This window comes from Jatrophihabitans endophyticus (assembly GCF_900129455.1).
GTDB classification, from domain to species: Bacteria; Actinomycetota; Actinomycetes; order Mycobacteriales; family Jatrophihabitantaceae; genus Jatrophihabitans; species Jatrophihabitans endophyticus.
This window is the reverse complement of sequence record NZ_FQVU01000001.1, coordinates 320271-347155: the sequence shown is the minus strand read 5'-3', so window position 1 is coordinate 347155 and position 26885 is coordinate 320271. Positions and strand designations below refer to the sequence as shown.

Here is a 26885-nt window from a genome sequence, read left to right as displayed (position 1 = left end):
GTGGGGTCAGGGCGTCAGGTCGAACGTGCCGACGATTATCGACTGTCCGGCGACCGAGGGCCACGGCGAGAAGGACGCGTCCTTCGGCAGGGTCGGGGCGCCCGCCACCGCCGGGAGGCCGGCCTGTTCGGCGACGACGCGCACCTGGATCGGCCCCGTGCCACCGAGATGGAGCGTCACCGGGATGCCGTCGCGGTGCACTCCGCTGAAGCGGAAACCCCACGTCCAGCCGCCGGGCGCGAACGACCGGTTGGTCCCGCCGGGTAGGCGCTGCCCCCCGGCGACCGCCGAGCGGACCGACACCCCCGAGGCGACGTGTGCGTACACGTAGGTCGACTCGGTACCCGCGGGCGGCCGGACGGTGAACACGGCGGCTCGGCCACCCGGCTCGGCGTGCACGGCGCTGCCGGTCAGACGGATCGGCGTGAGGGCGGCGCTGCGGCTCGCCGGTCCGACGAGGAAGGTGCGGTCGGCGAGGCTCGGGAACTCGGTGGCGAGGTTCGCCGACCGCGGCACCAGCGAGGCGATCGCCGGGTCGGCAACCGGTGCGTCACTGACCCACCGAGCGGTGCCGGTGTCGCCGTCGACCGCGTACCCGATGCTCACGCTGCGCGGGTGTCGGGCGTCCGTGCCGTCGATCGCGTAGCCGAGCACCAGGACCGCGACCGCCGCGACGCCGGTCAGTGGCGTCAGCACCCGCAGGCCCGCCCGGGGGACGAGCTCCAGCAGGGCGGCGAGACCGGCGAACGCGAGCACCCCGAAGATCAGTCCGGGCGCCGCGAGGGACAGGCCGAGGGTGGGGAAGAGCAGCGACACGACGGGGTACATGAGCAGCACCGGGACGACGACGATGCCGGCGCCGGCGAGCGGACGCCAGGCCGACTCGGGTGTGGTGACGGCCGCCGTCACCAGGGCGAGCAGCCCGCCGATCAGGGCCGGCACGGCCACGATGTAGCTCGCGGTCGGGGCGACGACCAGCAGGACGACACCGAGCCCGGCCAGCCAGCACAGGATGCCCACCACGATCTCGAGCGGACGGGCCGTGCGCCGCATCCAGCGGTACCAGAGGACGAGGAGCGCGGCGCCGCCGATCGCGAGGCCCGCGATCGTGGTCGCGGGATGGTAGGTGTCGCCGCTGGTGAACTGCAGCAGCTCGGGCTTGACCGCGGTCTCGACGTACCAGACGCCGAAGGCGAGGATGCCGCTGCCGAGCACCGGCAGGGCGAAGCCGGCTGCCGCCTTGCCTATCGAGCGCCGTCGCAGCCCCAGTCGCCCGCCGCCGCCGACGAGGCCGAGCAGCAGCGCGACCGCCAGCGGACAGATGACGAAGTCGAGCCAGTGCGGCCAGTCGATGGTGGACCACGTCGTGGAGAAGTACGTGCGGCTCCCGGTCGCGTCGTGGCGGAGGTCGGCGGTCGACAGATAGCGCAGTGGGCCCAGGGTCGCGTCGCCCATCGCCTGCGCGGCGCCGGGGTGAAGGCGCGTGGCGTCGTCGTGGGGCGTGTGGTAGTCGGGGGACCCCCCGATCAGCGCGAAGTTGAGGCCGCTGTAGCCATGGTCGCCGAACACCGTCAGGTCGGTGTCGTTGGGCAGCAGCCGGTACACCTCGTTGGACACCGATGTCGCGGTGATGGTGCCGCGCCCGAGGGCGTCCAAGGCGTGGCCGACGCGACGGCCGACGGTCTGGAACATGACGGCGGGCCCGTTCGTGCCCCGCGCCTCCAGGTTGAGGACCACGGTGCGGGCCGGATCGACCAGGTGGGCGTCGACGAACGCCTTCGCTCCCAGCGAGCCCTCCTCCTCGCCGTCGGCGACGAGGAAGACGATGTTGTTGCGCGGACGCTCGCCGTGGGTCAGGGCGCGGGCCAGCTCGTGGACGACGCCGACGTTGAGCAGGTCGTCGACGGCGCCGAATCCGGTCGGGACGGAGTCGTAGTGGGCGTCGACGACCACGGTGCCCGTCGGATCGCTGCCCCGCACCATCGTCACGATGTCGCTGACCGTGCCGACGGCGTGGGTGGTGTCGGCCGAGCTGACCGCGGCGGTGCGCGTCGTGACGGTCGGGTGCAGGCCCAGGCGGGTGAAGCCGGCGACGATGGCGGCTCGGGCCTCGTCGTTGCCCGGCTTGCCGATGGTGCGGTGCAGGTGGGCGAGGCGGCCGATCGTGTCGACGGCGCGTTGTCCGGAGAACGTGCCCGCGCCGACGGTGCGCGGCGGCGAGTCGGGTAGCCGGAGGCCGGCGGTCTGCACGACGACGAGGGCGGCGAGCACGAGCACCAGCCCGGCGGCTGCGAGCCGGTGGCGCAGGGCCGGCGTGTCGACCGGCCGCTCGGCCGGCGCGAGGACCTCGTCGACGACAGGTCCGGTGGCGTCGTCGCCGTCGCCGTCGCCGTCGGCGTCGACGCGCGCGGAGCGGCCGTGCTCGATCGCCGTGTTGGAGATGGCGAGCGCGCCGATGACGGCCCCGACGAGGAACACCAGCGCGCCGAAGAGGAACGGCGCGTGCAGCCCGAACGCCTCGGCCAGTCCGCCGGCGACGGCACCGGCGGCCGGGCCGAAACCGGAGGCCAGCAGGCGGAAGGAGGCGTTCACGCGACCGAACAGCTCGCGCGGGACGACCGACTGGCGGACCGAGACGCTGACGACGTTGCCGATCGAGACGCTGCCGCTGACGAAGAACAGCGCGATCGAGGCGACGACCGGGGAGTCCGTGAGCCCGACGACCAGGGTCGGCAACGGGGCGATGCCGAAGGTGAGCTGCAGGGCCCGGCCCGGGCCGACGGCTCGGTCGATCAGCGGCGCCAGCAGCAGGCCGACGAGCCCGCCCACGGCGATCACCGCCATCAACAGGCCGTACACGGCGGCGGTCACGCCGAGGACCTTCAGGGCGAACAGCACCGCGATCGACAGGATGCTGATGACGACGAAGTTGCCCAGGGCGGTCACCAGGCACAGGGCACGCAGCAGTCGGTGGCTCCACAGCCAGCGCACGCCGAAGACGATGTCGGACCGGACGCTTGCGACGCTGACCTTGGTCGGTGCTGCCGTTGCCGTCGCCGTTGCGGTGGGGCCCCGCCGCCGCAGCCGGACGCCACCGAGCAGGGCGGCGGCGAGCGCGAACGACACCGCGTCGACGACGAACGGCGCGGTCGGGTGCCAGCTGAACAGCAGCGAGCCGATCGCGATGCCGACGAGGTCGCTGGCGACGAACTGCGCACCCTGCACGATGCTGTTCGCGGCGGGTAGCCGCTGGGGCGGCACGAGGTCGGGTACGGCCGCGGCCTGCAGGTTGAAGCTCAGCGTCTCGGTCGCGGCCAGCACGAACGAGGCGACCAGGATGATCCATATCCCGGACGAGCCGGCGATCACCAGTGCCGCGAACACCCCCATGACGACCGCTTGGACGGTGGCCGTGCGCCACAGCTGTCGGGCGCGGTCGCTGCGGTCGACGACGACGCCCGCGACCGGGCCGACGAGCAGCAGCGGCAGCTGTCCGGCGATCGTGACCGCCGCGACCAGCAGGGTGTTGCCGGTGATGGTCGTCGCGAGCAGCGGCAGGGCGGCGAACCGGGCCCCGTCGCCCAGACCCGAGATCAGCGACGCGTACGCGAGCAGCCGGAACGAGCGAGGCCAGGCCGTGCGCGCGGGTGTCGCGTCCGCCGGCGCATCGGGATCGTGCGTCGAGCTCATCCCGCCTCCTCGGCCGGCGGTGGCGCGGGCGGCGGGTCCGCCGCGTCGAGCGCGTCGAGTGCCGCGAGCAGCTCGTCGTCCGACGCCTGCGCGAGCTCGGCGGACGTGAGCAGTTCGGCGATGGCGGCGACCGTGCGGTGCCCGGCCAGGACCTCGTCGAGCGCGAGGGTCACCCCGAACCGCGAGGTGACGCGGGCCAGCAGTCGCGCCGCGGACAGCGAGTCGCCACCGCTGTCGAAGAAGTCGTCCAGGACGCCTGGTGTCGGGCCGCCGAGGACGTCGCGCCAGAGCGCGGCGATCGCGGTCTCGGTGGGGTCGCGCGGCGCGACCGGGGCCCGGGCCGGGGCGACGCGCGTGCGCGCGGTCGCCACCTCGCGCAGGGCACGACGGTCGAGCTTGCCGTTCGTGGTGACCGGCAGGGTGGGCAGGACCAGGACGGCGGCCGGCACGGCGGCCGACGGCAGGAGGGCGGCCACGTGCCGGCGGACGGCGTCGGGGTTCGGTGCGGCGCCGCACACGAAGCCGATCAGCTCGCCGGACGCGACGACGGCGGCCGCGGAGGTGACCCCGGCCGCCGTGCCGAGCGCGGCGGCGACCTCGCCCGGTTCGACGCGTTGGCCGCGGATCTTCACCTGGTCGTCGACGCGGCCCAGGAACTCGATCGTGCCGTCGGTCCGCCACCGGGCGAGGTCGCCGGTGGCGTACAGCCGGGCGCCCGGGTCGAACGGGTCGGGTCCGAAGCGGGCGGCGGTCGTGGCCGGGCGGGCGTGGTAGCCCCGGCCCACCTGGGAGCCGCCGATGTACAGCTGGCCGGGCGCGCCGGTCGGCTGTCGTGCGAGGTCGCCGGTGAGGATGCGCAGCGTCGTGCCCGGCACCGGGCGGCCGATCGGCACCGACCGGTCGTCCGGCTGGACGTCGTGGGCGCTCACGTCGATCGCCGCCTCGGCCGGGCCGTACAGGTTCAGCAGGCGCGCGGCCGGATAACGGTCCGCGAGACGGCGGGCCGTGGCTGCAGCCAGCGCCTCCCCGCTGACGACCACCAGGCGCAGGCTGGGCAGTGCCGGGCCCTCGTAGTCGAGGAAGGCGTCCAGCATGGACGGGACGAAGTGCGCCACGGTCACTCCCGTCCGGCGCATGCGGTCGTGGAGCGCGACGGGGTCGCGGTGCTCACCGGGGGCGCACACGACCGCGACGGCTCCGGCGGCGATCGGCAAGGTGAGCTCCCACACCGACACGTCGAACGACACCGGGGTCTTCACCAGGACCCGATCGGTGGGCCGCAGCGACATCCGCTCGCGGGCCCAGGCCAGCCGGACGCCGAGGCCGCGCGCGGTGTTCACCGCACCCTTCGGCCGACCGGTGGAGCCGGAGGTGTGCACGAGGTAGGCGGCGGCGTCGTCGCGGGCCGGGGTGAGGGGCTCGACGCGCCCGTCGACGGGCAGGGGTGAGGTCGGGATCGGGACCGTCGGCCCGGCCGTGCCGGCCGGTGGCGTCGTGCCCGACCCGTGGAGCAGCACCGCCGGGCTGGTGTCGGCGACCAGGTCGGCCACCCGAGCCGGCGGGTGGTCCGGGTCGAGCGGCAGGTACACGCAGCCGGTGGCCAGGACGCCGAGGACGGCGGCGAGGGTGGGGGCGCCGCGGTGGCCGAGGACGCCCACGACGTCGGCCGGCACGGCGCCGTGCGCGCGCACCGCCGCCGCGGTCGCCATGACCAGCTCGTGCAGCCGACGGTACGGGACCGGGGTGTCGTCGATGTCGAGCACCGCGACGTCGTCCGGTCGGGCGCGGGCGTCGCGTTGCAGGCTCGCGATCGGGTCGAGTGGAGCGGGCGCCTCGCCGCCGTGTTCCCAACCCGCGACCGTCGTGGCTGCGGCCGCCGGGAGAGGCACGGCGGACAGCGACCGCGGCTCGTCGCGCACGAGCTCCTCGAGATGCGCGACGACCAGGGCCGCGATGTCGTCCGGGCGGCCCGCCGCCAGCGGCCGCGCGGTGACCAGCTGGCCGGTGAGCGTGCCGTCGGCCCTACGGGTGAGGTGCAGTTCGACGTCGAAACGTGGCCGGGGAGAGGGCCGCATGCCGAGCTCGACGACCGCGCCGTCGAGCCGGATCTGCGGTGCGCGGTCGTGCAGGACGACGAGGTGCCGGACGAGGCGGCGCTCGGCGGAGTCCTGCCGCCCGGCGCGCCACGTGCCGAGGATCTGCTCGTAGGGCACGGCGTCGTGGGCGTACGCGCCGAGACAGGCGGCGCGCGTGCGGGCGAGGAGATCGCCACCCGTGGGCCGACCGGTGAGATCGATGCGCAGGGGCAGCGTGGTGGTGTGGAAGCCGACCGCGCGCAGCGCGGCGAGGTCGGGTCGTCCCGCGCTCGCGGTGCCGATGACGACGTCCTCGCCGTCCGAGCCGCAGTACCGCGAGACGGTGGCGGCGAACGCGCCGGCCAGCACCATGAACGGCGTCGCCCGGTGCCTGCCGGCGAGCCGGCCGATCGCCCGGGTGAGGGGCTCGTCGAGGTCGAACGAATACAGGTCGGTGCCGGTGTCCGGCGCGTCGAGATCCACGGCGACCGGTCCGGCCGGTGGGGCGGCGCCGGCCAGCGTGGCGTGCCAGTAGTCGAGATCGCCGGCGGCGGGCGCCGCGGTGGTGCGGGCGACCGGCACCTCGGCCGGGTCGAGCTCACCGCGCAGCGCCGCGCCCAACTCCTCGGCCAGGACGCCGCCGCTGATGGCGTCGGCGGCGATGTGGTGGACGCACACCGCGACGCGCCCGCTGCCGTCGGGCAGCCGGCCGACCATCGCGCGCAGCAGCGGCGGTGTCGCGAGCGGCAGCGGCTCGGCCGACCACGACGAGACGAGGGAGTCCCACGTCGCGGCCGTGACGTCGTGCCCGGTGACCGTCGGGGCGGGCACGGCGCCGGCGACGTGGGTGGTGACCACGCCGTCGGGCGTCAGGTCGACGACGGTGCGCAGGGCCGGGTGCCGTCGGACGAGGACGTCCAGTGCCGCGGCCAGCCGCTCCGGGGGCAGGGCGGTGCGCGTCGACCCGGCCGCGACGAGGTGGTAGGCGGCCGAGCCGCCGGCCCGGTCGACGGCGAGCAGGGACTGTTGGCCCGGGGTGGGGGCGGCGGCGTCCTCGGTCGGGGTCGCCCGATCGGGCCCGGGCGCGGGCTCGGCCGCCAGCCGCGCGGCGATCCCGTCGCGGGTGAGGCCGTCGAGGAGTTCGTCGACGGGCAGCTGGACGCCGAAGCGGTCGAGGACGAGGGCCCGCAGCCGCACGGCCCGCAGCGAGTCCAGCCCTGCGGAGGTGAGCGGTCGGTCGGCCGGGACGGCGGCCGCGGTGGTGTCCAGCGCGGCCGCGACGAGCCGGGTCAGCTCGTCGTCGCCCCCGGCCGCCGCGGTGTCGGCGGGAGCGGTCGCACCGCCGCCGAAGCGGCCCGTCAGGTAGGCCGCCCGGGTGGCACGGCGCCGCAGCTTGCCGCTGGTCGTCCGGGGCAGGCTGCCCCGTCGCACCGCGCGGACGTCGGCGAGGTCGATGCCGTGCTCGCGCGCGGCGGCCGAACGCAGCGCGTCGACGAGCTCGGGTCCGCCGTCGGACCGTGGCACCTCGACGACGGCGACGGCCCGCTCGCCGGTCGGCGCGTCGACGGAGAAGACCGCCACCCGGTCGCGGCGCAGTCCGGCGACGGCCTCGGCGAGCGTGCTCTCGACGGCGTGCGGATGGTGATTGACGCCCCGGATGATCATGACGTCCTTGCTCCGCCCGGCGACGAACAGCTCGCCGTCGGCGTCGACGAAGCCGAGGTCGCCCGTGCGCAGCCACCCGCGACGGCCCTCCAGCTCGGCGTCCCAGTCGTCCGCGTCGCCGCGGTTCCAGTAGCCGCCGGCGACCGAGGGGCCCCGGGTCCACACCTCGCCGACCCGGTCGGCCGGACACCGCAACCCCGAGGCGGGGTCGACGACCGCGACCTCGACATCCCCGCCCGGACGGCCGCATCCGACGAGGACAGCCGTGCTCTCGCCCGCGTGCGCGTCCACGACGGCACCGGCGGCCAGGGCGTCGCGATCGGCGGCTCGCACGCTCGGCGACCTGCCCGCTCTCTTGGTCCCGGTCACGAAGAGGGTCGCCTCGGCCAGTCCGTAGCACGGGGCGAACGCGGTGGGGTCGAAACCCGCCGGCGCGAAGCGCTCGGCGAACCGGTCGAGGGTCGCGGCGTCGACCGGTTCGGCGCCGACGATGGCCGTACGCCAGGACGAGAGGTCGAGGGTCGCGACCTGCTCGGCCGGCACCCGGCGGACGCACTCCTCGTAGGCGAAGGTCGGCGCCGCACTGCAGTCGGCCCGCGTCTCGCTGATCGCCCGCAACCAGCGGCCGGGGTCGTGCAGGAACTGCGTCGGGCTGAGCAGGCGCACCGGGAAGCCCGCGTACACCGGTTGCAGGATGCCGCCGATGAGGCCCATGTCGTGGTACGGCGGGAGCCAGCTGACGCTGCGTGTGCCGGGGCCGGCCGCGACCACCGTCGCGATGACGTCGAGGTTGGCGACGAGGTTGCGGTGACGCACCACCACGCCGCGGGGCTCCGCGGTCGAGCCGGAGGTGTACTGCAGGAACGCGATGTCGTCGGGCGCGACCGACCCGGGATCGGGGGCGTCATCGGGGGCGGTGGCGTCGTCCCACGTCAGGGCGGGGACCGGGGCATCCGCCGCGGACCACGCGGTCGGGTCGTCGACGAGCGCGCCGATCGCACCGGCATCGCCGGCGATGGAGGCGACGGTGGCGAGGCCGCGTCTCGACCGCGGCGGGTACACCGGCACCGCGACGACCCGGGCCAGCAGGCAGCCCAGGAACGCGGTGACGTAGTCGGGGCCCGGCTCGTGGGCCACGAGCACCCGTTCGCCGGGCGCGATCCCGGTCGCGGCGAGGCCGGCGGCCAGCCGACGTACCCGGGTGTCGAGCTCGGCGAAGGTCAGCACGAGGTCGGGACGGTCACCGCGGTCGAAGGCGAGGGACACCTCGTCGGGTCGCTCGCGGGCGTGACCACGCAGTGCCGCGACGAGGGTCATCAGGCGCCGGTCCGCAGCGCGGCGGCGACCGATTCGGCGTCCATCGACATCACCCGGCGGACCACGGAGGCGACCGCGTCGGCGTCGACGCCGCGCTCGGCACCGCGTTCTCGCAGGACCGCGGCGGTGCTGCGGATCGTCGGCGTGGTCAGGACCTCGGCGACGGTGAGGTCGATGCGCAGCAGCTCCTGCACCTGGCCGAGGATGCGCAGTGCGGCCAGCGAGTGGCCCCCGACCTCGAAGAACTCGGCCGTCACGTCGGCGATCTCGTGGCCGATCGCGGCCGACCAGATCGAGCAGAGCACGGTCTCGAGGTCGTCCGCCGGCGCGACGCCGTCGCCGGCCGGCGACGGGGAAGGGGTGAGGGCCCGCAGCGCCGCGCGGTCGACCTTGCCCGACGAGCCGACCGGCAGGGCGTCGAGGACGACGATGCCGTCGGGGACCATGGCCGGCGGCAGATCACGGGCCAGGTCCGTGCGCAGCCGGGCCGGCAGGGACTCGGCCAGGCCCGCCGGGGGCGAACCCGGCACCGCGTCGGTCGGCGGCTCGACGGTCGGCGGCTCGACGGTCGGCGGCTCGACGGTCGCGGCGGTGACGTACGCGGCGAGTGCGGGACCCGGGCTGACGATCACCGCGGCGTCGCCGACGAGTGGATGGCGACGCAGGGCGCTCTCGACCTCGCCCGGCTCGACCCGCACGCCGCGGATCTTGACCTGGTCGTCGACCCGGCCGCGGAACTCGAGGGTGCCGTCGGCCGCCCACCGTGCGCGGTCGCCCGTGGCGTAGACGCGCCGGCCGACCTCGAACGGCGACGGCACGAACGCCGCGGCGGTGAGACCCGGGCGACCGAGGTAGCCCTGGGCCAACTGCCGGCCGCCGAGGTAGATCTCGCCGTCGACCCCGATCGGGCAGGGGCGCCGCGTGGCATCGAGCACCCACGCGGACGTACCCGGGATCGGCCGACCGATCGGCACCCGGCCGGCCCCCGGCTCGACGAGCTGGGCCGTGGCGTCGACCGCCGCCTCGGTCGGGCCGTACAGGTTGACGAGACGCAGGTGTGGGAGCGCGGCGTGCACGCGGGCGACGAGGTCCGGTGCCAGCTCCTCGCCGCCGCAGTACAGCTGGCGCACCCCGGCCAGCGCGGACCCGAACGCGCGGTGCTCGACGAGGACCGAGAGCATCGAGGGCACGACGTCGAAGCTGGTCACCGAGCGGCGGGCGACGACGTCGAGCAGGTAGGCCGGGTCGCCGTGCCGGCCCGGGGCGGCGACGACGATCGTGCCCCTGCCGGTGAGGCCCGCGAGCATCTCGGTGAGCGACGGGTCGAACGAGGTCGAGGTCTTCTGCAGGATGCGCTCGCCGGCGCGGTCCAGGCCGTCGGCGGCGACCATCCGGGCGACGCGGTTGGCGATCGCCCCGTGTGCGACCGCGACGCCCTTGGGCCGGCCGGTCGATCCCGACGTGTAGAGCACGTACGCGACGTCGGCGGCCCCCGGGGGCACCTCGACGTCCGCGCCGGCGGGGGAGGGCTCGTCGACGAGCGCGCCGGGAGCGACGACCGGGACCGGGAGGCTGGCCGCGGCCGGCCCCTCCCCGACGACGAGCAGCGGTGCCGCATCGGTCACGACCTGCGCCCGCCGGGCCGGCGGCAGGGTGGGGTCCACCGGGACGTACCCGGCGCCGGTGCGCAGCACGGCGAGCAGCACGGCGAGCAGCAGCGGGCCGCGGTCGACCGCGACGCCGACGAGCGTGCCGGCGCCCGCACCGTGGCGGCGCAGGCCGGCGGCCAGGGACCGCGACCAGCGCTCCAGTTCGGCGACGGTGTGCTCGCTGCCGGCGGCGTCGTCCAGGACGACGACCGCGTCGGGCTCGTGGGCGACCCGTGCGGCCCACGCCGTGAGCACGGTCGCCGGTCCGGGGTCGCCGGTCGCGTCGATCCCGGGGAACGTCGTGGTGACCAGCCGGGCGTGCTCGGCGTCCAGGACGTCGAGGTCGGCGAGCCGCACGCTGCCGGTGGCCGGGTCGGCCAGCAGTTCGAGGGTGTGGACGATCGCGGCGGCGACGCGATCGGGCTCGAGACCCGGGCCGAGCGCCGCCGTCTCCAGCTCCAACCACCCGTCGGCCCCGCCGTCGGCGCGGGGGACGACCTCCAGCAGGAAGGGCACCTGCGCCTGCCCGGTCGGCAGCTGCCGCACCGGACACGTCGCGTCGCCGAGGACGAGCGTCGGCACGTCGACGTTGCGCAGCGAGACGAGGGCGCGGACGAGCGCCGTCGGATCGGGCGCGCCGGCGGGCGTCGCGTCCCGGGCCAGCTCGCCGAGCACGACCGTCTGGACGGCGAGCAGGAACTCCCGCACGGTGCGGCTCGTGGTGCGCACCCGCACGGCGCGGTTGTCCATGAACAGGCCGACGATGCCCTCGCGGTCGGGGGAGTCGCGATTGGCCACCGGCATGCCCAGCACGAGGTCGTCGCGCCCCGACCAGCGCGCGATCACGAGCGCGACCGCGGCGGCCAGTGAGACGTAGTGGGTGTGGCCGCCGCCGCGCTCGACCGCGTGCAGCGCGGCCAGCAGGTCCGGGGGCAGCTCGACGTGCCGGACGACGGCCCGACGGGGCGCGCCGCCGGGCGAGTCCCAGGGCAGCGCCTCCGCACCGGCCAGCGGGTCGGTCGGGGCGGCGCCGCCGGGGGAAGGAGGGTTCGCGGCCCGGTCGAGCGCATGGTCGAGGTACTGCAGCGGCGCCGCGCGGCTCGTGCCGGCATAGGCAGCGGACACGTCGTCGACGAGTAGGCCGAGCGACCAGCCGTCGACCGCGACGTGGTGCAGTGTCAGCAGGAGGTGTCGCTCGCCCGGGCGCCCGGACGGCCCGGGGGACTCGAAGAGGACTGCGCGCGCCGGCGCCTCGACGGCGAGATCGAAGGGCACGGCGATCCGGGTGGCCACCTCGTCGTCGAGGTCGCCCGGCCGGATGGTCCGCCGCTCCAGGCGCAGGGGAGCCGCGTCGACCCGCTGCTCGAGCTCGCCGTCCGCGCGCAGCGCGACGGTGGTGCGCAGGGCGGCGTGCCGCAGCGAGACCGTGTGCAGGGCCGCGGCCAGCCGGTCGACGTCGACGGTGTCGGCGATCGTGACGAGCGCCGGCAGGACGTACGCGGTGGACTCGGGCGCCAGCTGCTGCTCCAGCCAGATCCGCCGCTGCTGCGGGGTCGCCGGTGCCGACGCCCCGGTCTCCGGCCAGTCGTGCGCCCGCAGGCCCGTGCCGCGCGGGCGGGGCTCGCCGCGGCGGCGCCGTAGCTCGTCGGCGAGCTGCGCCCGTTGCTCCGGGGTCATCGCCGCCAGTCGGCTGCGCGCGTCGGCCGCAGTCGGCGTCGGGGCGGGGCCGGGTCCGGGGCCGGCGGTCATCCGGTGCTGTCCGTCAGCGCGGCGAGCGATGCCGACGTCGGACGCGGTGCCGTGGCCAGGGCGGTGAGCGCGTCGTGCAGGACCGCGATGCTGCGGAAGTAGTCGTCGAGCTCGATGTGCTCGTCGTCGCTGTGATCGAGCGCGCTGTCGCCGGGGCCGTAGACCGCCATCGGCAGCTGCCAGCGCACGGCGACGGTGTTGAGGTCCGACGTCGCGGTCTTCACCCGCGCCCGGGGGGTGCCGCCGTGGTCGATGATGGCCCGGGACAGGGCGGTCGCGACCGGGCCGGTGCGATTGACCCGGTGGGCGGCCACCTGGTTGCGGACGGTGACCGTGCCCTCCGGGCAGCGCCGTTCGAGCTCCAGCAGCAGCGCCGGCACGTCGAAGCCGGGCGGCGTGCGCACGCAGATGTCGGCGCGCGCGTGCGTCATCGTCGCCTCGAGCGAGAGCAGGGTTCCGCCGGGCCGGTCGAAACGCGTGTGCGAGGAGTCGGGGCCGAGGAGCTCGCGCAGCACGAACCAGAACTCGGCCGCGAGCTCGCCGGCCTTCGCCGCCGGATTGCTCGAGTGCGTCGCCGGTGTCGTGACGCGGTAGGTGAGGTCGAGCTTGCCCTTGTACCCCAGCACGACCGAGGACCATCCGCTCGGCTCGCCGACGACGAGGTAGTCCGGCGGCGGCATCGTGTCCCGGACGTGGACGGCGCCCCGGGAGCCGGGGGTCTCCTCCTCGACCGCCCCGACGACGACGATGCGGGCGGGCAGGTCCTGCAGCCCGCGCGCGGTGCACAGGAACGCGGCGAGCGCCCCTTTCGCGTCGACGCTGCCGCGGCCCCACAGGCACCGGTCGGACATCCGGACCGGCGGGCTGCCGGCCACGGTGTCCATGTGGCCCAGCAGCATGATCGTCGGCCCGTCGCCGCGACCGGTCACGGCGACCAAATTGCCCATCGCGTCGAGGTGCGAGGTGAAGCCCTGCGCGCGGGTCTCCGCGAGCAGGTGCAGGGCCAGCGCGGCCTCGCCGAAGGACGGCGAGGGGATGGCGACCATGGACTTGAGCAGGGCGGCGGCGTACGCGTCGTCGACGGGGTCGGCGCGGGGGACGTCGGCTCGCCGCGGAGTCACGTCTGCACCGTCCCTCGCCTATCGGACCCCTCACGTCGGGTCCTCACACCGGGTGCAATCCCAGGAACTCCAGGCCCGACGTCTCCGGCCATCCGAATCGGATGTTCATGCACTGCACTGCGTTGCCGGCGCCGCCCTTCATCAGGTTGTCCAGCGCCGCGATGGCGACGACTATATCCAGCTCGGGCAGGGCCGCGAACCCTACGTCGCAGAAGTTCGAACCGGACAGGATCTTGGGCTCCGGCTGGCGGTAGAGCCCCCGGGAGCGGGCGACGACGCGCACGAACGGCTCGGCGGCGTAGTGCCGCCGGTAGCTCGCCCGCAGGTCCCGTTCGGTCACCGGAGCACGCGTGGCGGCGCGGCACAGCACCTGGACGCCGCGCACCGCCTCCACCCCCGTCGCGCTCATGGCCACCTGGTGCCCGAGGGCCTGTTCGATCTCGGCGGCGTGCCGATGGCCGGCCGGTGCGAACACCCGCATCGTCCCGGCGCGTTCGGCGTGCCGGCCGGCATCGCCCGAGGTGGCACCCGAGCCGCTCGAACCGGTCCTGGCATCGACCGAGAGCGTGCCGTCGACGAGGCCGTCGGCGACGAGCGGGCCGAGCGCGAGGATCGCCGCGGTGGCCATGCAGCCGGGCACGCTGACCCGGTCGGCGGTGCGCAGCTGCTCACGGTGGCTCTCGGGCAGGCCGCGGCAGAACGTACCCAGCAGGTCGGGTGCGGGATGCTCGGTCCCGTAGTGGCGCACGTACGCGGCCGGGTCGGTGAGCCGGTGGTCGGCCGTGAGGTCGATGACGACAGCCGCCCGCTCGAGGACACCGGCCATCTCGGCCGCGTCGCGCAGGTGCGGCGTGGCGACGAGGACGACGTCGTGCCGGCCCAGGTCGGCCGGCGCGGTGAAGGTGAGATCCGTGGCGCCGCGCAGGTTGGGGTGCACCGAGTCGACGCGCCGGCCACCGAGCCGGGTGGAGGTGACGGTGGCCAGCTGCACGTGGGGGTGGCCCACCAGCAGACGGACGAGCTCGCCGCCGATGTAGCCGGCGCCGCCGAGCACCGCCGCGCGCACGCGTCCGTCGCTCACGACACGGCCCGGGGGGCGTCGTCGAGGTGGGCGATGATCTGCTCGCCGAGGTCGAGGTCGACGACGCCCTGCAGGCCGGCGAACTCGACGCGGTCGTTGACCTCGAGCACGAGCCGTTCGCCGTCAGGCCCTTCGACGATGTCGACGCCGGCGAGGTCGGCGGCCACGGCGGCGGCAGCGGCCACCGCGAGCCGGGCAAGCGCATCGTCCAGCGGGCAGGGCTCGACCCGGCCGCCACGGCCGACGTTGGTGCGGTCGGCCTCGCTGTAGCGGTAGCTGGCCGCGACGGCCCGCCCGCCGGCGACCAGGACGCGGATGTCACGGCCGGGCTTGTCGACGAACTGCTGCAGCAGGACGATGTGGGCCTCCGGCGCCGGCAGCGCCGCGACGTGGTCGAGGACGGTCGAGGCGACGATCGGGTCGCGCAGAACGGCGACCAGTCGACCCCACGACCCGACGAGGGGCTTGACGACCACCGGGTACCCGAGCTCGTCCGCCGCGTCCAGGGCTGCTTCGGGGGTGAGGGCGAGGCGAGTGGCGGGAGTCGGGACGCCGGCGGTTCGCAACGCCTGCGCCGTCGCCCACTTGTTGCCGCAGACCGTCGTCGTGCGGGCCGGGTTCAGGACCCGGACACCCGCGCTCTCCCAGGCATCGGCGAGGTACCGGGCGCGCGTCCAGGCGATCTCGCGGTTGACGACGACGTCGAAGCCGGGAGCGGCACCCCCGACCTCGACCTGCACGGTCCTCGCGTCGATCACCGCGACGGTGTCGACGCGACGTTCCAGCGCCGCGAGCAGCGCCTTCTCCTCCCGCCGGACCCGCGAGGCCACGAGGGCGACGCGGTCCGACCCGAGGAAGCCGCGGGTCACTCGCCCCAGTCCTCCTCCACGTCCGGCGCCAGGGTGAGCAGGACCGGGTCGGTCGCGGCGACCTCGAGCTCGGCGGCGCACTCGGGGCACTCGATGACCTCGTGCACCCGGACGTCGTCGGCGACCGCCACGGCGGCATCGCACTCGGGACACGGCTGGGGCTCGGGCATGACGGTCTCCTCGGAAACGGTGGCCGCGGATCGGCCCGTGATCATGACATACCGGTGGCGTCCGCACCGCGCACCGCTGCGACGACGGCGGCCGCCGAGACCCCGGACGCGGCCAGCAGCTCCTGCTGGGAGCCGACGGCGGCGACGAACGTGTCCGGGACGCCGATGCGCACCACCCGACGCGGGCACCGCTCGGCGAGCGTCTCGGCGACGAGCGACCCGAGCCCACCCGTGCGCCAGTGCTCCTCGACGGTGACGACGAGCGGTACCGCGGCGGCGAGCTCGACCAGGCGCTCGACGTCGAAGGGTTTGACCGTGTGGGCGTCGACCACGGTCACCCGGACGTCGTCCTGCGCGAGGATCCGTGCGGCGTCGACCGCGAAGCGGACCGGGAGCGGCCCGGTGGCGACGACGAGGGCGTCCGATCCGATCGAGAGCTCACGCAGCGACCCGAGCCGGACCGCTGGACCGCCGGCGATCGGCGGGGGGTCGGCATGGCGGCCGAGGCGCAGGTACACCGGACCGGGTGCGTCGGCGGTCGCGTCGAGCAGGGCGCCGACGGCGTCCTCGTCGGCGGGGACGGCGACCGTCATGCCCGGCATCGACCGCATCGCCGCGAGGTCCTCGAGTGCGTGGTGGGTCGGCCCGAGGTGTCCCGCGGACAGGCCGGAGTGCGTGGCGACGATGCGCACCGGCAGCCCGTGCAGCGCGATGTCGACCTTGACCATCTCGACGGCGCGGCTGGCCGCGAACGCAGCCATCGTGTTGGCGTAGACCCGGTAGCCGGATGCGGCGAGGCCGGCGGCGGTGCCGACGAGGCACTGCTCGGCGATGCCGAGGTTGACGTAGCGGGCCGCTGCCGGACCCCAGTCGACGCCGGTGAACAGGCCGGTGTCGGTGTCGAGGCACACGGCTCGCTGGTCGGCCACGAGGCGGGCGACCAACCAGTCCCGGTACACCTCGCGTGCCGCGCGCCCCGCTCGCGCGGCGGCCCCGGTGGTGTCGGTGGTGTCGGCGGTCCCGGCGGCGGTCACGGCGTCGCCGTCCCGCGCCGGGCGAGCGGATCGTGCTCGCGGTCGAGGACCCCGTGGGCGCGGGCGAGGAGTCGGGGCGACAGCGCCGCGTAGTGGCTCTTGACCTGGCCGGCGACGAACGGCAGTCCGTAGCCCTTCGCGGTGGCGGCGACGATCGCGCGTGGCTGCTGCGGTGTCGTGGGCGCCGTGAGGGCCGCGGCCAGGCTGTCGTGATCGTGCCCGTCGACCTGTTGGACGTCCCACCCGGACGCGTGCCACCGGTCGGCCAGGTCGCCGGGGCGCCCCGGCCCGGGCACGGCCCGGCCGAGCTGCAGGCCGTTGGCGTCGACGACGACGGTGAGCGTGTCGGCGCCGACCGCCGCCGCCGCGGCGGCGGCCTCCCAACAGGAGCCTTCCTGGAGCTCGCCGTCGCCGACGAGCACCACCGTGCGGCTCGGGCCACCGGCCAGCCGTGCCGCGAGGGCGGTGCCGAGGCCCAGGGCGATGCCGTGCCCGAGCGACCCGGTCGCGAACTCGACGCCCGGGACACGGCGGGTCGGGTGCCCGCCGAGGCGACTGCCGGCCCTGCCGAGCGTGCCGAGCTCCTCGACGGGCAGGAATCCGCGCAGCGCCAGCACGGCGTACAGCCCCAACGCACCGTGGCCCTTGCTCAGGATGAAGCGGTCGCGCTCCGGCCAGTCCGGCTGGTCCGGACGGACCGCGAGCACCTGTCCGTAGAGGACGGCGAGGATGTCGGCGATCGACAGTCCGCCGCCGAGGTGCCCGCCGAGCCCGGTGCCGCACATGTCGACCACGTGATGGCGGATCCGCTCGGCCAGCTCGCGGGTGTCGACCGACGCGGCGTTCACGCGAGCGCCATCCGGGCCACGACGTCGAGGTTGCGGAACACCTTGGCGAAGCCGTCGGCGTAGGCGTCGAGCGCCGGTCCGGCGTCGGGGGCGAGGTGTCGCTTCTGCAGGGTCAGCGAGTCCTCGATGATCGCGTCCGCGACCGCCGTCCGCGGCGCGGGCTCGGCCGCGGTGGCGGCCGCCCAGGGGTACCCGGCGCCGAAGCCGACGCGGTCGGCGATCGCGGCCTGCCGGGGCAGCGAACGCAACTGGTACCGCGACACGGGTACGCCCTCGGCGCGCAGCAGGCGGTGCAGGGCCTTGCGGTAGCCGGCCGCGGCCGATCCGGGTAGGCCCGCCGCCGCGGGGTCGAAGCGCAGCCGCAGGATGTGCCAGGCGTGCGAGCCGCCCGCCGGCGCGGTCGGCACGAGGACGCCCGGGAGCTCGCCGATGCGATCGAGGAAGCGCGTCACCTGGCTCTGGCGGGCGGCCTCGTAGTCGGCGAAGCGGTCGAGCTGGGACAGCGTGAACGCCGCCTGGACGGCGTTCATCTTGTGGTTCCAGCCGAGGCGGTGCGACAGGTAGCGCCGCTCGCGGCCCGGGTCGATGTCCTCGCCGAACTGCCGGATGCGACGGGCCTGGGCCGCCGTCGCGGGGTCCGCGAACGTGATCAGCCCGCCTTCGCCGCAGGTCGGCAGGTTCTTGGTGACCTGCAGGCTGAAGGCGGCGGCGTCGCCGAGGGCGCCGGTGCGTCGCCCGCGCCAGAGCGCGCCGTGGGCCTGCGCGGCGTCCTCCACGACCGCCAACCCGTGGGTGCGGGCGAGGTCGCCCAGGGCGTCCATGTCGGCGGGACGGCCGTGCAGGTGGACGGGCAGGATCGCTGCGGTGCGTTCGGTGATCTGCTCGGCGACCGAGGCCGGGTCCAGGGTGAAGTGCACCGGGTCGACGTCGGCGAACACCGGCACGGCCATCTGGTGCAGCGGGGCGAGCGCGGTCGCGACGAAGCTCAACGACGGCACCACGACCTCGTCGCCCGGGCCGATGCCGAGCGCCGCGAGCGCCGTCGCGAGGGCGGTCGTGCCGTTCGACACGGCCACGCACTCGGGCACCTCGCAGAACCGGGCCCACCGGTCCTCCAACCGACTGACCGCGGTCTCGCCGTTGGTGTCCGAGACGAGGGCCTGCCCGTCGAGCACGTCGAGGACCGCGCGGCGGTCGAGGTCGGTGACGACCGGCCAGTGGGCCGCACGCAGTCGGCGGGCGACGGCGGGCGTGCCGCCGAGCGCCGCCAACCGGTCGGCTCCCGGGGCGCCGGCAGGTGCGGCGCTCACGCGTCGGCCGGGTACAGGCGCACCGGCAGCGAGGTCACGCCGTTGAGGAAGTTGGAGTGCAGGTGACCCACCGGCCCGGCGAGCTCCACCCGCTCGACCGTGGCGGCCAGGACGTCGACGAGGGCGTGCAGCGCGACTCGCGCCGCGGCGTTGCCCACACAGGTGTGGGCGCCGACGCCGAACGCGACGTGCGGGTTCGGCCGGCGGTCGGGTCGGAAGGTCCACGGGTCGTCGAACACCGAGGAGTCGCGGTTGGCCGAGGCCAGCCACGCCGCCACGAGGGTGCCGGGAGCCAGCACGTGGCCGCCGAGGACGGTCTCGCGCTTCGTCCGGCGCAGCACGTGGTTGACCGGGCTCGCCCATCGCAGGAGCTCCTCCGTGACCACGGTCAGGGGTGTCTCCCGGCGGCGGATGCGCTGCCACAGCTCCGGCTGCTCGGCCGCCAACAGCACCAGCTGGGCCGCGGCCTGCGGCACCGTGGGGTTCGCCCCCATGATGAAGGCGTAACAGTTGACCAGGACCTCGTCGCGGGTCAGCGGTCGGCTGTCGACCTGGACGCGGTGCAGGGCGCCGATGAGGGTGTCGGGTGCGGCCGTCTCGTCGCGCAGGACCTGATCGAACATCGACAGCAGTCCGATGTGGGCCTCGAGCAGGATGTCCGCGGCGTCCCCGCCGCCGAAGGCGGGGTCCTCGGCCGCCATGGAGGCGACGGTCCACCTGCCGGCGTCGGCCCAGTAGGGCTCGGGAATGCCCAGGACCTCGCCCGCGACGGCCATGGGCAGGATGCGGACGAGCTCGGCGAAGTCGACCTCGGCGGCGGTGGCGTGGGACCGGACGAGCTTCTCGATCCGGTCCTTGGCGCGCGAGAGCCCCGGACGCATGCGCCGCATCGACAGCACCTCGGCCGTCGGCCGTCGCAGTGCGGCGTGCCCCGGCGGGTCGACGAGGTGGATCGCCCGGCCGGCGGCGGCGTCGCGGTCCAGCACGGTGAGCATCGTGCTGTGCTCGGAGCTGTAGGTGTCGGCATCGAGGAGCACCGCCTCGACATCGGCATGGCGGGTCACCGACCAGAAGGGGGTGCCACCCGGGGCCTCCTGCCGGAAGTACGGTTCGTCGGCCCGCAGCCGGGCCCACGCCGCGTGCGCGTCGCCGTTGCCGTAGAGCGCAGCCGGGTACAGGTCGAGGGCACCCAGGTCCGGCCGCGTGTCGGCGGCGGGCTCGCCGGTCAGGAGCCGCATCAGCCGACCTGGGCGGGCTGGGCGGGCTCCGGGCGCAGCACCGCAGCCCCGACCTCGGCCCACAGATCGGTGGACCTGCCGAAGCGGGTGAGCTCGCGTCGCACCGCGAGCAGGAGTGCCCCAGTAGGCGCCTGATCGCTCATACCGAGCGCACCGAGGGTCTGCACGGCGGTGCGCGCGGTGGACAGCGCCGTCTCCGTCGCCAGCGCCAGCGCCTGCGTCGCGAGCACGGTGCCCCGGGGCGCCGCGGTGTCGAGGGCATGTGCCGCCCGGCCCACCAGCAGCCGCGCCGCGCGGTGCTCGACGACGTGACGGGCGAGCGGGAGCGTGACCCCTTGGAACTCGGCGAGGCGGCGCCCGAACTGGCGGCGCCGGTCCGCGTGCCCGATGGCCGCGGTGAGCGCGGCCGCGGTGAGCCCGACCAGGTACGCCGCGTGCCTCGCGCGCGCGGCCGCGATCGACGGGTGCGCGCCGACGGCGTCGACGGGCCCGAGCTCGAGCAGGACCCGCCGGCCGGTCGCGCCGTCGGGCGTGGTGAGCGCGGCGGCCGTGCCGGTGGAGGCGACGGACACGTCGCCGTGGCCGGGGCAGCTCACGCGGGCGTCCATCGAGCCGAGCAGAGCCGGCCGCTCCGGACCCGGCCATGCTGCCAGGGAGTCGAGCAGGACCGCGGCGCCGTAGACGTCGGGCAGGCCGGCGCGCCCGAGCTCCTCGGCGACGACGATCCCGCAGGAGACTCCGAGATCGAAGCCGTCGCGGGTCGCCGGGCGCTCGTAGGCGAACGCGTCGAGCCCGGCGAGCGCGGCGAGCGCAGCCGTCGCGGCCTCCGGCGACGCGGGCGCGACGGACCCGAGGGCGGCCGCGAGCGCCGAGCCGAGCCGGCGGAGCAGGGGATCGTCCTCGATCTTCATCGCGACTCACCCGCGGAGAACGCGTCGACGGCCGCGCTGAACACGACCTCGGCCAGCACCTGCGAGGTGCCGGCGGCGATGGTGACGCCCGGCGCCTCACGAAACGCCGCGTCCAACACGGCCCGCGGCCCTGCGTCGAGGGCGTGCCGCGCGTAGTCGCCGCCGTGCAGCTCGGCTGCCCAGACGGCGACGTCCTGGGCGACGGTCGAGGTGTACAGCTTGGCCGCGGCGGCGTCCGGGGCGTCGAGGCCACCTCGGTCGAGGCGGTTCAACGAGTCCCACGCCAGCAGCCCGGCGGCGTCGACGGTCGTCGCGTGACGCCCCACCGACGCGAGGTCCGCGGGGGTGAGGGCGTCGGCGGTGACGCCCGCGACGGCGGTGTCGAACCACCGTCGCGCCTTGAGCGAGTAGTCCAGCCCCGTGCGCTCGAGGGCGAGACATTCGGCGAGCAGCGCCCACCCGTCGCCGTCCTCGCCGAGCCGGTCCGAGGCGGGGACGCGAACACCCCGGAAGGTGACGCGATCGAACTGGTCGTCGGCGATGCTGGCGACGTTCGCCCGCTCGACGCCCGGGGAGTCGAGGTCGACGAGGAACAGGCTGATGCCCTCGTAGCGTGAGGTGCCCGTCGCCGTCCGGGCGGCGCACAGGCCGACGTCGGCGAAGCGACTCTTCAGGCCCCAGATCTTCACACCGTCGAGGACGTAGTCGTCGCCGTCGCGTTCGGCGCGCAGCTCGAGCGAGGCGAGGTCCGATCCGACCTCGGGCTCGGTGTAGAGGACGGTGGCGAACCGCCTTCCGCCGCCGAGGTCGGGCAGCAGGCTCGCCCGCTGCTCGGCCGACCCGGCACGCAGGACGAACAGCCCGACGATCTGGACGCTCAACACCTGCAACATGTCCGGAACGCCGTGCAGGACGAGCTCCTCGACGACGGCGCCGGCATGGGCGTGGGACACGCCTCGACCGCCGAACTCGACCGGCCATCCGGTCGCCAGCAGGCCGCGCTCGCCGAGCTCGCGGTAGAGCGCGCGGACGTCCGGCTCGGCGCCCCCGGCCGGGAGCGCCGCGAGCAGACCGGCGAGCGGTTCGGCGGCGAGCAGTGCGCGCACCTCCTCGCGCAGGTCGACCTCCGCGGGGTCCAGTTCGAAGTCGATCACGAGCCACCCTTCAGGACGGCGTCGACCTCGGCCGCGCCGAGCGTGTCGACCAGGTCGAGGAGCTCGTCGTCCTGACCGCTGCGGCGCTCGTCGACGACCGTCGCCAGCCCGGTGACGCTCGAGTTGCGGAAGAACTCGGTGACCGAGAGCGGCACGTCGAACCGGCGGCGGATCGCGTTGATCAGCTGGGCGGCCATCAGGCTGGTGCCGCCGAGCTCGAAGAAGCTGCGGACGACGTCGACGTCGTCCAGCCGCAGCGCCGGGCCGACGAGCTCGTCGGCGATGATCCGCTCGGTGTCGCTCGCGGGGTGCACCGTGTCGGCGACGACCCGGACCGCCTCGGCCGGAGCGGGCAGTGCGCGGACGTCGATCTTGCCGCTGGCGTTCAGCGGCAACGTCTCACCCACGGTCACGACGTGCTGCGGCACGAGGGCGGGCGGCAGCGTCGCCGCGAGCGTGGACCGCAGCTCGTCGCCCTCGGTGGCCGTGCCGCTGACGTAGGCCACGAGCGTGCGGTTGCCGGCGTCGTCCTCGCGCGCCGTCACGTGGGCCTGCCGGACGCCGTCGAGGCGCAGCAGCGCGGCCTCGACCTCGCCCGGCTCGATGCGCACCCCGCGGATCTTGATCTGCCGGTCGATGCGGCCGAGGAACACGATGTTGCCGTCGGCCTGGCGCTTCACGAGATCGCCCGTGCGGTACAGCCGCCCGTCCGGCGCGGTGCCGAACGGGTCGGGGCGGAACTTCTGCTCGGTGAGGGTGCGATCGTTGAGGTAGTCGCGGGCCAGGCCGGCGCCGCCGATCACCAGTTCTCCGGGGACGCCGTAGGGGATCAGCCGCATCGCGTCGTCCAGCACGTGGGCGACGTGATTCGCCATCGGCAGCCCGATCGGCGGCGACTGGACACTCGCGTCGGTGCACTCGTACACGATCATGGTGACCGTGCATTCCGTGGGCCCGTAGCCGTTGAAGAAGCGCCGCCCTGGTCGCCAGCGCTCGACGAGCTCGGCGGAGAACGCCTCGCCGCCGACGAAGCAGATGCGCAACTGCGTCATCGGCGTCGGGTCGAGCAGCGCCATCACCGACGGCGGCAGGTCCACGACCGTGATGCCCGCATCGACGAGCAGGGCTTGCAGGCGGTCGAGGTCGAGCCGGTCGGCCTCCAGGGCGACGTGGAGCTGGGCGCCGGTCAACAGCGCCGCGAACATCTCGAAGACCGAGACGTCGAAGGTGTAGCTGGCGTAGGCGAGGACGCGATCGCGGGCGGTGAGGTCGAACAGGTGCTGCGTGGAGACGATGAAGTTGACGACGTTGCGGTGCTCGATCCGCACGCCCTTCGGCGTGCCGGTGCTGCCCGAGGTGTACAGCACGTAGGCGAGGTCGTCCGGGCGGGCCGACGGCGTCAGCGGTGCGGTCGCGGCCGGAACCGGGTCGGCGACGTCCAGCACCGGAGCGAGGTCGGTGAAGGCGGCCGTGAGATCGGCGGTGGTGACGACGACGCAGGGCACCGCGTCGGCGATGATCGCGGCGAAGCGCTGGTGCGGCGCGGCGCGGTCGATCTCGACGTACGCCGCCCCGGCCTTGAGGACGGCGAGCACGGCGAGGACGTGCTCGACGCCGCGGGGGAGCGCCAGGGCGACGAGTTCGCCGGCCCGTGCGCCGAACCGGTCGCGTAGCAGCACGGCCAGCGCGGTGCTGCGTGCGTCGAGCTCGGCATAGGTGAGCGCGGTGGTGCCGCAGACGACCGCGACGGCATCCGGCGCCTGCGCGACCACGTCGGCGAACCACGCATCGACGGTCGTGGCCGGAACGGGGCGCTGCGGTCCGTTCCAGCGTTCGACGAGCTCGCGGCGCTCGTCGGTGCCGAGGATGTCGACCGACCCCAGGCGGCGGTCGGGATCGTCCACGCCGCTGCCGAGAAGCCGCACGAAGTGTCGCTGCATCTGCTCGATGGTGTCCGCGCGGAACAGATCGGTGGCGTACTCGACGTCCAGGGAGGAGTCGTCGCCGTCCTCGTACATCTGCCACGTCATGTCGAACTTCGACGTGGTCGACTCGGTCTGGTCGGCGTCGATCGTGAGCCCGTGCATCGTCAGGTGTTGGGGTCTGTCGGGCAGCAGGAAGGTGGCCTGCACGAGCGGCGAACGAGAGGGGTCGCGTTCCGGGGCCGCGATCTCGACCACCCGTTCGAAGGGGAGGTCGATGTGCGCGAAGCCCTCGCGCACCACGTGATCGACGTGGCGCACCAGCTGGCGGAAGGTGACGTCCGGCTCGACCCGCAGGCGCAGGGCGAGCATGTTCACGAAGAACCCCATCATGTGCTCGATCTCGAGCCGGCCGCGGACGCTGGTGGAGCAGCCGATCACCAGGTCGTCCTGCCCGGAGTAGCGGTTGAGCAGCATCGCGTACGCGGCGACGTAGACCGGGTAGGGCGTCGTCCCCATCTCACGCGCGAGGCGCCGCACGCCCTCGACGAGGCGTCCCCGCACGGGCAGGCGGGCCTCGGCGCCGCGGAAGGTGAACTCGGCCGGCCGCGGGAAGTCGGTCGGCAGCTCGAGCTGGGGGACGTCCTCGAGCCGGCCCCGCCAGTACCGCACGAGGCGATCCAGCCGCTCGCCGCTGAGGTAGTCCCGCTGCCAGAGCGCGAAGTCGCCGTAGTGCAACCGCACCTCGGGTAGGCGAGGTGGCCGATGCTCGCGCTGGGCGCCGTAGACCTCGGACAGCTCGCCGACGAGGACGTTCGTGGACGCGGCGTCGAACACCGCGTGGTGGATGACGAACAGGAAGAGGTGGTCGTCGGGCGCGATCCGCAGGACCGTCGCCCGCCACAGCGGCGTCGAGCCGAGGTGGAAGGGGATGTCGCCGAACTCCGCCTGCCGGGCCGCGGCCCAGGCCACGGGGTCGTCGTCGGCCGGGTCCCGCTCGAGGACGGGCAGGTCGACGGTGACGACGTCGGCCACCACCTGCTGCGGCACGCCGTCGACCACCCGCAGGCTCGTCCGCAGGTTCTCGTGCCGGTCGACGACGACCTGCAACGCCCGCTGCAGGGCCGGGACGTCGAGCGGCCCTCGCAGCCGGATCGGCAGCCGCTGGTTGTAGGCCGTCTGTCCGGGTGCCAGCTGGTCGACGAACCACAGCAGGTTCTGGGCGTAGGACAGCGGGACGGGCGTGCCGGGGCGGCGCGCGACCGGGCCGGCTGCCGTGGACGTGGCGCCGTTGCCACGGGCGAGCAGGCCCAGGAAGCGAGCTCGGCGCTCGAGAGGCAAGCGCGCGAGACGCGCCTTGGTGCTCACACCGGTTCTCCCGTCGTTTCCACGACCCGCTGCAACGGGTGCACCATACCGTCCGGACCGGTCACTTCGGGACGGGTCGCCCGGGCGCGGGCGGCAAGGCCGGCGAGCGCGGCGAAGGCCGTCTCGTAGGCCGTGACGAGGCGTGCCGCGTGCCGCCCCACCGCGGGTGCGACGGCAGCCGGGTCGAGGCGGCCGTGCGCCGCGGTGACGCGCAGCCCGGTCCAGACGTGGGCCACCGCCTCGACCTTGCGCCCGGCGGCCGCGAGCACGAGATCGCCGGCCGCGGCGCCGGTCCGGCGCAGCAGCTCGCCGTGCACCGCCGCCTGCGCCTGCATGCTCCAGCCGAAGGTGTAGACCTCGGCGAGCGCCCCGCCATCGGCGTCCCGCGCCGCCGCGACGGCCGCCGCGGCGAGTGCGTGCAGGTCGGCGCGTCCCGAGCTTGGTGCCGGGGCTCCCAGCAGCGGGCCGAAGCGCGCGCAGTTCTCGACCGCCGACGCTGCGGCGTCCGCGGCGGTCAGCGGCGCGAGGCCGGGGCCGAGGTCGACCTCGAGCCAGCGCCGCTCGATCGGCTCACCACTGAAGAAGTCGTCCTGCGCGTCGGGTGGGTTGACCGATCCCCAGGCTGCGAGCAGGTGCTCGACCGGCAGCCAGCCGGCGTGTGCCGGCGGCATGTGGTCGACGACGAACGCCCGCCCGCCGGCGACGTCGAGGGCGGTGACGACGACGAGGTGGGCGGCGTGGACGTCGTGGTAGGCGGGGCGGAACGGGAGGTGGAAGTTGTCCACCGCGACGATCGGCGGTCGGCCGGCGGCCAGCGCCGACGCGAGCGCGGCCAGCGGGTCGGCGGCCGCGGTGCGCCACCGGGACCGGATGCCGGCGCTCGGCGCCATGCCTGCGACGGGGTCGTCCGGTTCGTCGACCGGCCAGTAGAACTCCTCGCCGCGCACGTCGCCGGGGATCCACCGGAAGCCGAAGTCGCGCGACAGCGCGTCGAGGGGATCGCGCCCGGCCCGCTCGAGCAGCACGGCGAGCGTCACGTGCAGGCAGCTGAGCGGGTCGCGGTACCAGCCGCTGCCGGTGTACGGGCTCATCGGTCGCAACGCAGGAGCGTGGCGGCGAAGACGTGCAGCGCGAGGTTGTCCGGCAGTCGGATCGCGACCAGGTCCGCGCGACGGGTGATCGGCACTCGTTGGCACCAGATCGTTCCGGGCAGGCGCGACTGGACGTGGTGCGGGTAGTGCATGACCTCGGAGCGGAAGGCGACGGTCTCGCCGAAGGCCGCCGGTGCGGCCCAGAAGTCGGACACCCGTACGGCCTCCAGGTCGACCGCGCCGTCGGTGAACAGCATCGCGATCTCGTCCTCGACCCGCCGCTCGCCGGTGGCGAGCAGCCACAGCCAGTCCCAGCGGCCGATCTCGACCGGCAGGGTCTGCCCGGCGCAGCGGACGTTGTCCGGACCGGTGTGGGGGGAGCCGGTGAACGGGACGCCGTCGACCTCGACCGGTGCGCCCGGGTACGTGCCCGCGGGCAGGCTGTTGCGCCAGACGTTGAGGCCACCGGCGCCGAGCTCGTCGGCCCCGGTCATGGCGACGTTGTCGCGGATCGCGTCCAGGCCGACGGGAGCGGTCGTCGGGTGAGGCGTGGCCGGCACCGGCGAGGAATATCACGACTCGGCCCGGCATGTCGAAGCCGCTGGCGGCGGTGGACACCGTCG

16 protein-coding genes are annotated in these 26885 nt (G+C 75.0%); all 16 read right to left on the bottom strand.

Annotated elements, in window-relative coordinates:
• Positions 1–6: 6 nt before the first annotated feature.
• The 16 genes from BUE29_RS01620 to BUE29_RS01545 are packed head-to-tail and all read right to left on the bottom strand — an operon-like array spanning position 7 to position 26822.
• Entirely contained in the window at positions 7–3690 is a 3684-nt protein-coding gene (locus BUE29_RS01620; RefSeq protein WP_073385093.1) for an MFS transporter, read from the bottom strand.
• Positions 3687–8747, bottom strand: a complete 5061-nt coding sequence (locus tag BUE29_RS01615) for a non-ribosomal peptide synthetase (RefSeq protein ID WP_073385089.1) — start codon at positions 8745–8747, stop codon at positions 3687–3689. Before BUE29_RS01615 ends, BUE29_RS01620 begins: the two co-directional genes overlap by 4 nt.
• Positions 8747–12145, bottom strand: a complete 3399-nt coding sequence (locus BUE29_RS01610; RefSeq protein ID WP_073385085.1) for a non-ribosomal peptide synthetase — start codon at positions 12143–12145, stop codon at positions 8747–8749. Before BUE29_RS01610 ends, BUE29_RS01615 begins: the two co-directional genes overlap by 1 nt.
• Positions 12142–13266 (bottom strand): M20/M25/M40 family metallo-hydrolase, encoded by a 1125-nt coding sequence (locus BUE29_RS01605; RefSeq protein WP_200799986.1) that lies wholly within the window; start codon positions 13264–13266, stop codon positions 12142–12144. Before BUE29_RS01605 ends, BUE29_RS01610 begins: the two co-directional genes overlap by 4 nt.
• Positions 13267–13309: 43 nt before the next feature.
• Entirely contained in the window at positions 13310–14347 is a 1038-nt protein-coding gene (gene argC / locus BUE29_RS01600; RefSeq protein ID WP_234971304.1) for an N-acetyl-gamma-glutamyl-phosphate reductase, read from the bottom strand.
• The gene (locus BUE29_RS01595) at positions 14344–15216 is read right to left on the bottom strand and encodes a RimK family alpha-L-glutamate ligase (protein WP_073385082.1); all 873 of its coding nucleotides are present in this window, start codon (positions 15214–15216) and stop codon (positions 14344–14346) included. The genes argC and BUE29_RS01595 overlap by 4 nt, the downstream gene beginning before the upstream one ends.
• The gene (locus BUE29_RS01590; RefSeq protein ID WP_073386766.1) at positions 15213–15386 is read right to left on the bottom strand and encodes a lysine biosynthesis protein LysW; all 174 of its coding nucleotides are present in this window, start codon (positions 15384–15386) and stop codon (positions 15213–15215) included. The genes BUE29_RS01595 and BUE29_RS01590 overlap by 4 nt, the downstream gene beginning before the upstream one ends.
• 41 nt (positions 15387–15427) lie before the next feature.
• Entirely contained in the window at positions 15428–16420 is a 993-nt protein-coding gene (locus BUE29_RS01585) for a transketolase family protein (RefSeq protein WP_073385079.1), read from the bottom strand.
• Positions 16417–17268, bottom strand: coding sequence for a transketolase (locus tag BUE29_RS01580; RefSeq protein WP_073385076.1), 852 nt, complete (start codon positions 17266–17268; stop codon positions 16417–16419). The genes BUE29_RS01585 and BUE29_RS01580 overlap by 4 nt, the downstream gene beginning before the upstream one ends.
• The gene (locus tag BUE29_RS01575) at positions 17265–18578 is read right to left on the bottom strand and encodes a DegT/DnrJ/EryC1/StrS family aminotransferase (protein WP_073385073.1); all 1314 of its coding nucleotides are present in this window, start codon (positions 18576–18578) and stop codon (positions 17265–17267) included. Before BUE29_RS01575 ends, BUE29_RS01580 begins: the two co-directional genes overlap by 4 nt.
• The gene (locus tag BUE29_RS01570) at positions 18575–19816 is read right to left on the bottom strand and encodes a cytochrome P450 (RefSeq protein ID WP_073385069.1); all 1242 of its coding nucleotides are present in this window, start codon (positions 19814–19816) and stop codon (positions 18575–18577) included. Before BUE29_RS01570 ends, BUE29_RS01575 begins: the two co-directional genes overlap by 4 nt.
• Positions 19816–20727, bottom strand: a complete 912-nt coding sequence (locus BUE29_RS01565; RefSeq protein ID WP_073385066.1) for an acyl-CoA dehydrogenase family protein — start codon at positions 20725–20727, stop codon at positions 19816–19818. The genes BUE29_RS01570 and BUE29_RS01565 overlap by 1 nt, the downstream gene beginning before the upstream one ends.
• Positions 20724–21881: an acyl-CoA dehydrogenase family protein gene (locus BUE29_RS01560; RefSeq protein WP_200799985.1), complete on the bottom strand. Its 1158-nt coding sequence runs from the start codon at positions 21879–21881 to the stop codon at positions 20724–20726. Before BUE29_RS01560 ends, BUE29_RS01565 begins: the two co-directional genes overlap by 4 nt.
• On the bottom strand, positions 21878–25171 hold the full coding sequence (locus BUE29_RS01555) for a non-ribosomal peptide synthetase (protein WP_073385063.1): 3294 nt from the start codon (positions 25169–25171) through the stop codon (positions 21878–21880). Before BUE29_RS01555 ends, BUE29_RS01560 begins: the two co-directional genes overlap by 4 nt.
• Positions 25168–26262: a BtrH N-terminal domain-containing protein gene (locus tag BUE29_RS01550; protein WP_073385059.1), complete on the bottom strand. Its 1095-nt coding sequence runs from the start codon at positions 26260–26262 to the stop codon at positions 25168–25170. The genes BUE29_RS01555 and BUE29_RS01550 overlap by 4 nt, the downstream gene beginning before the upstream one ends.
• A complete protein-coding gene (locus BUE29_RS01545; protein WP_073385056.1) occupies positions 26259–26822 on the bottom strand; it encodes a hypothetical protein in 564 nt (187 codons plus the stop codon). The genes BUE29_RS01550 and BUE29_RS01545 overlap by 4 nt, the downstream gene beginning before the upstream one ends.
• Between the last annotated feature and the right edge of the window lie 63 nt (positions 26823–26885).

Coding starts and splice junctions, on each gene's coding strand:
- BUE29_RS01590 (WP_073386766.1), bottom strand. CDS start 15,386: ATGCCCGAGCCCCAGCCGTGTCCCGAGTGCGATGCCGCCGTGGCGGTC.
- BUE29_RS01615 (WP_073385089.1), bottom strand. CDS start 8,747: ATGACCCTCGTCGCGGCACTGCGTGGTCACGCCCGCGAGCGACCCGAC.
- BUE29_RS01610 (WP_073385085.1), bottom strand. CDS start 12,145: ATGACCGCCGGCCCCGGACCCGGCCCCGCCCCGACGCCGACTGCGGCC.
- BUE29_RS01550 (WP_073385059.1), bottom strand. CDS start 26,262: ATGAGCCCGTACACCGGCAGCGGCTGGTACCGCGACCCGCTCAGCTGC.
- BUE29_RS01620 (WP_073385093.1), bottom strand. CDS start 3,690: ATGAGCTCGACGCACGATCCCGATGCGCCGGCGGACGCGACACCCGCG.
- BUE29_RS01570 (WP_073385069.1), bottom strand. CDS start 19,816: ATGCGGCTCCTGACCGGCGAGCCCGCCGCCGACACGCGGCCGGACCTG.
- BUE29_RS01565 (WP_073385066.1), bottom strand. CDS start 20,727: ATGAAGATCGAGGACGATCCCCTGCTCCGCCGGCTCGGCTCGGCGCTC.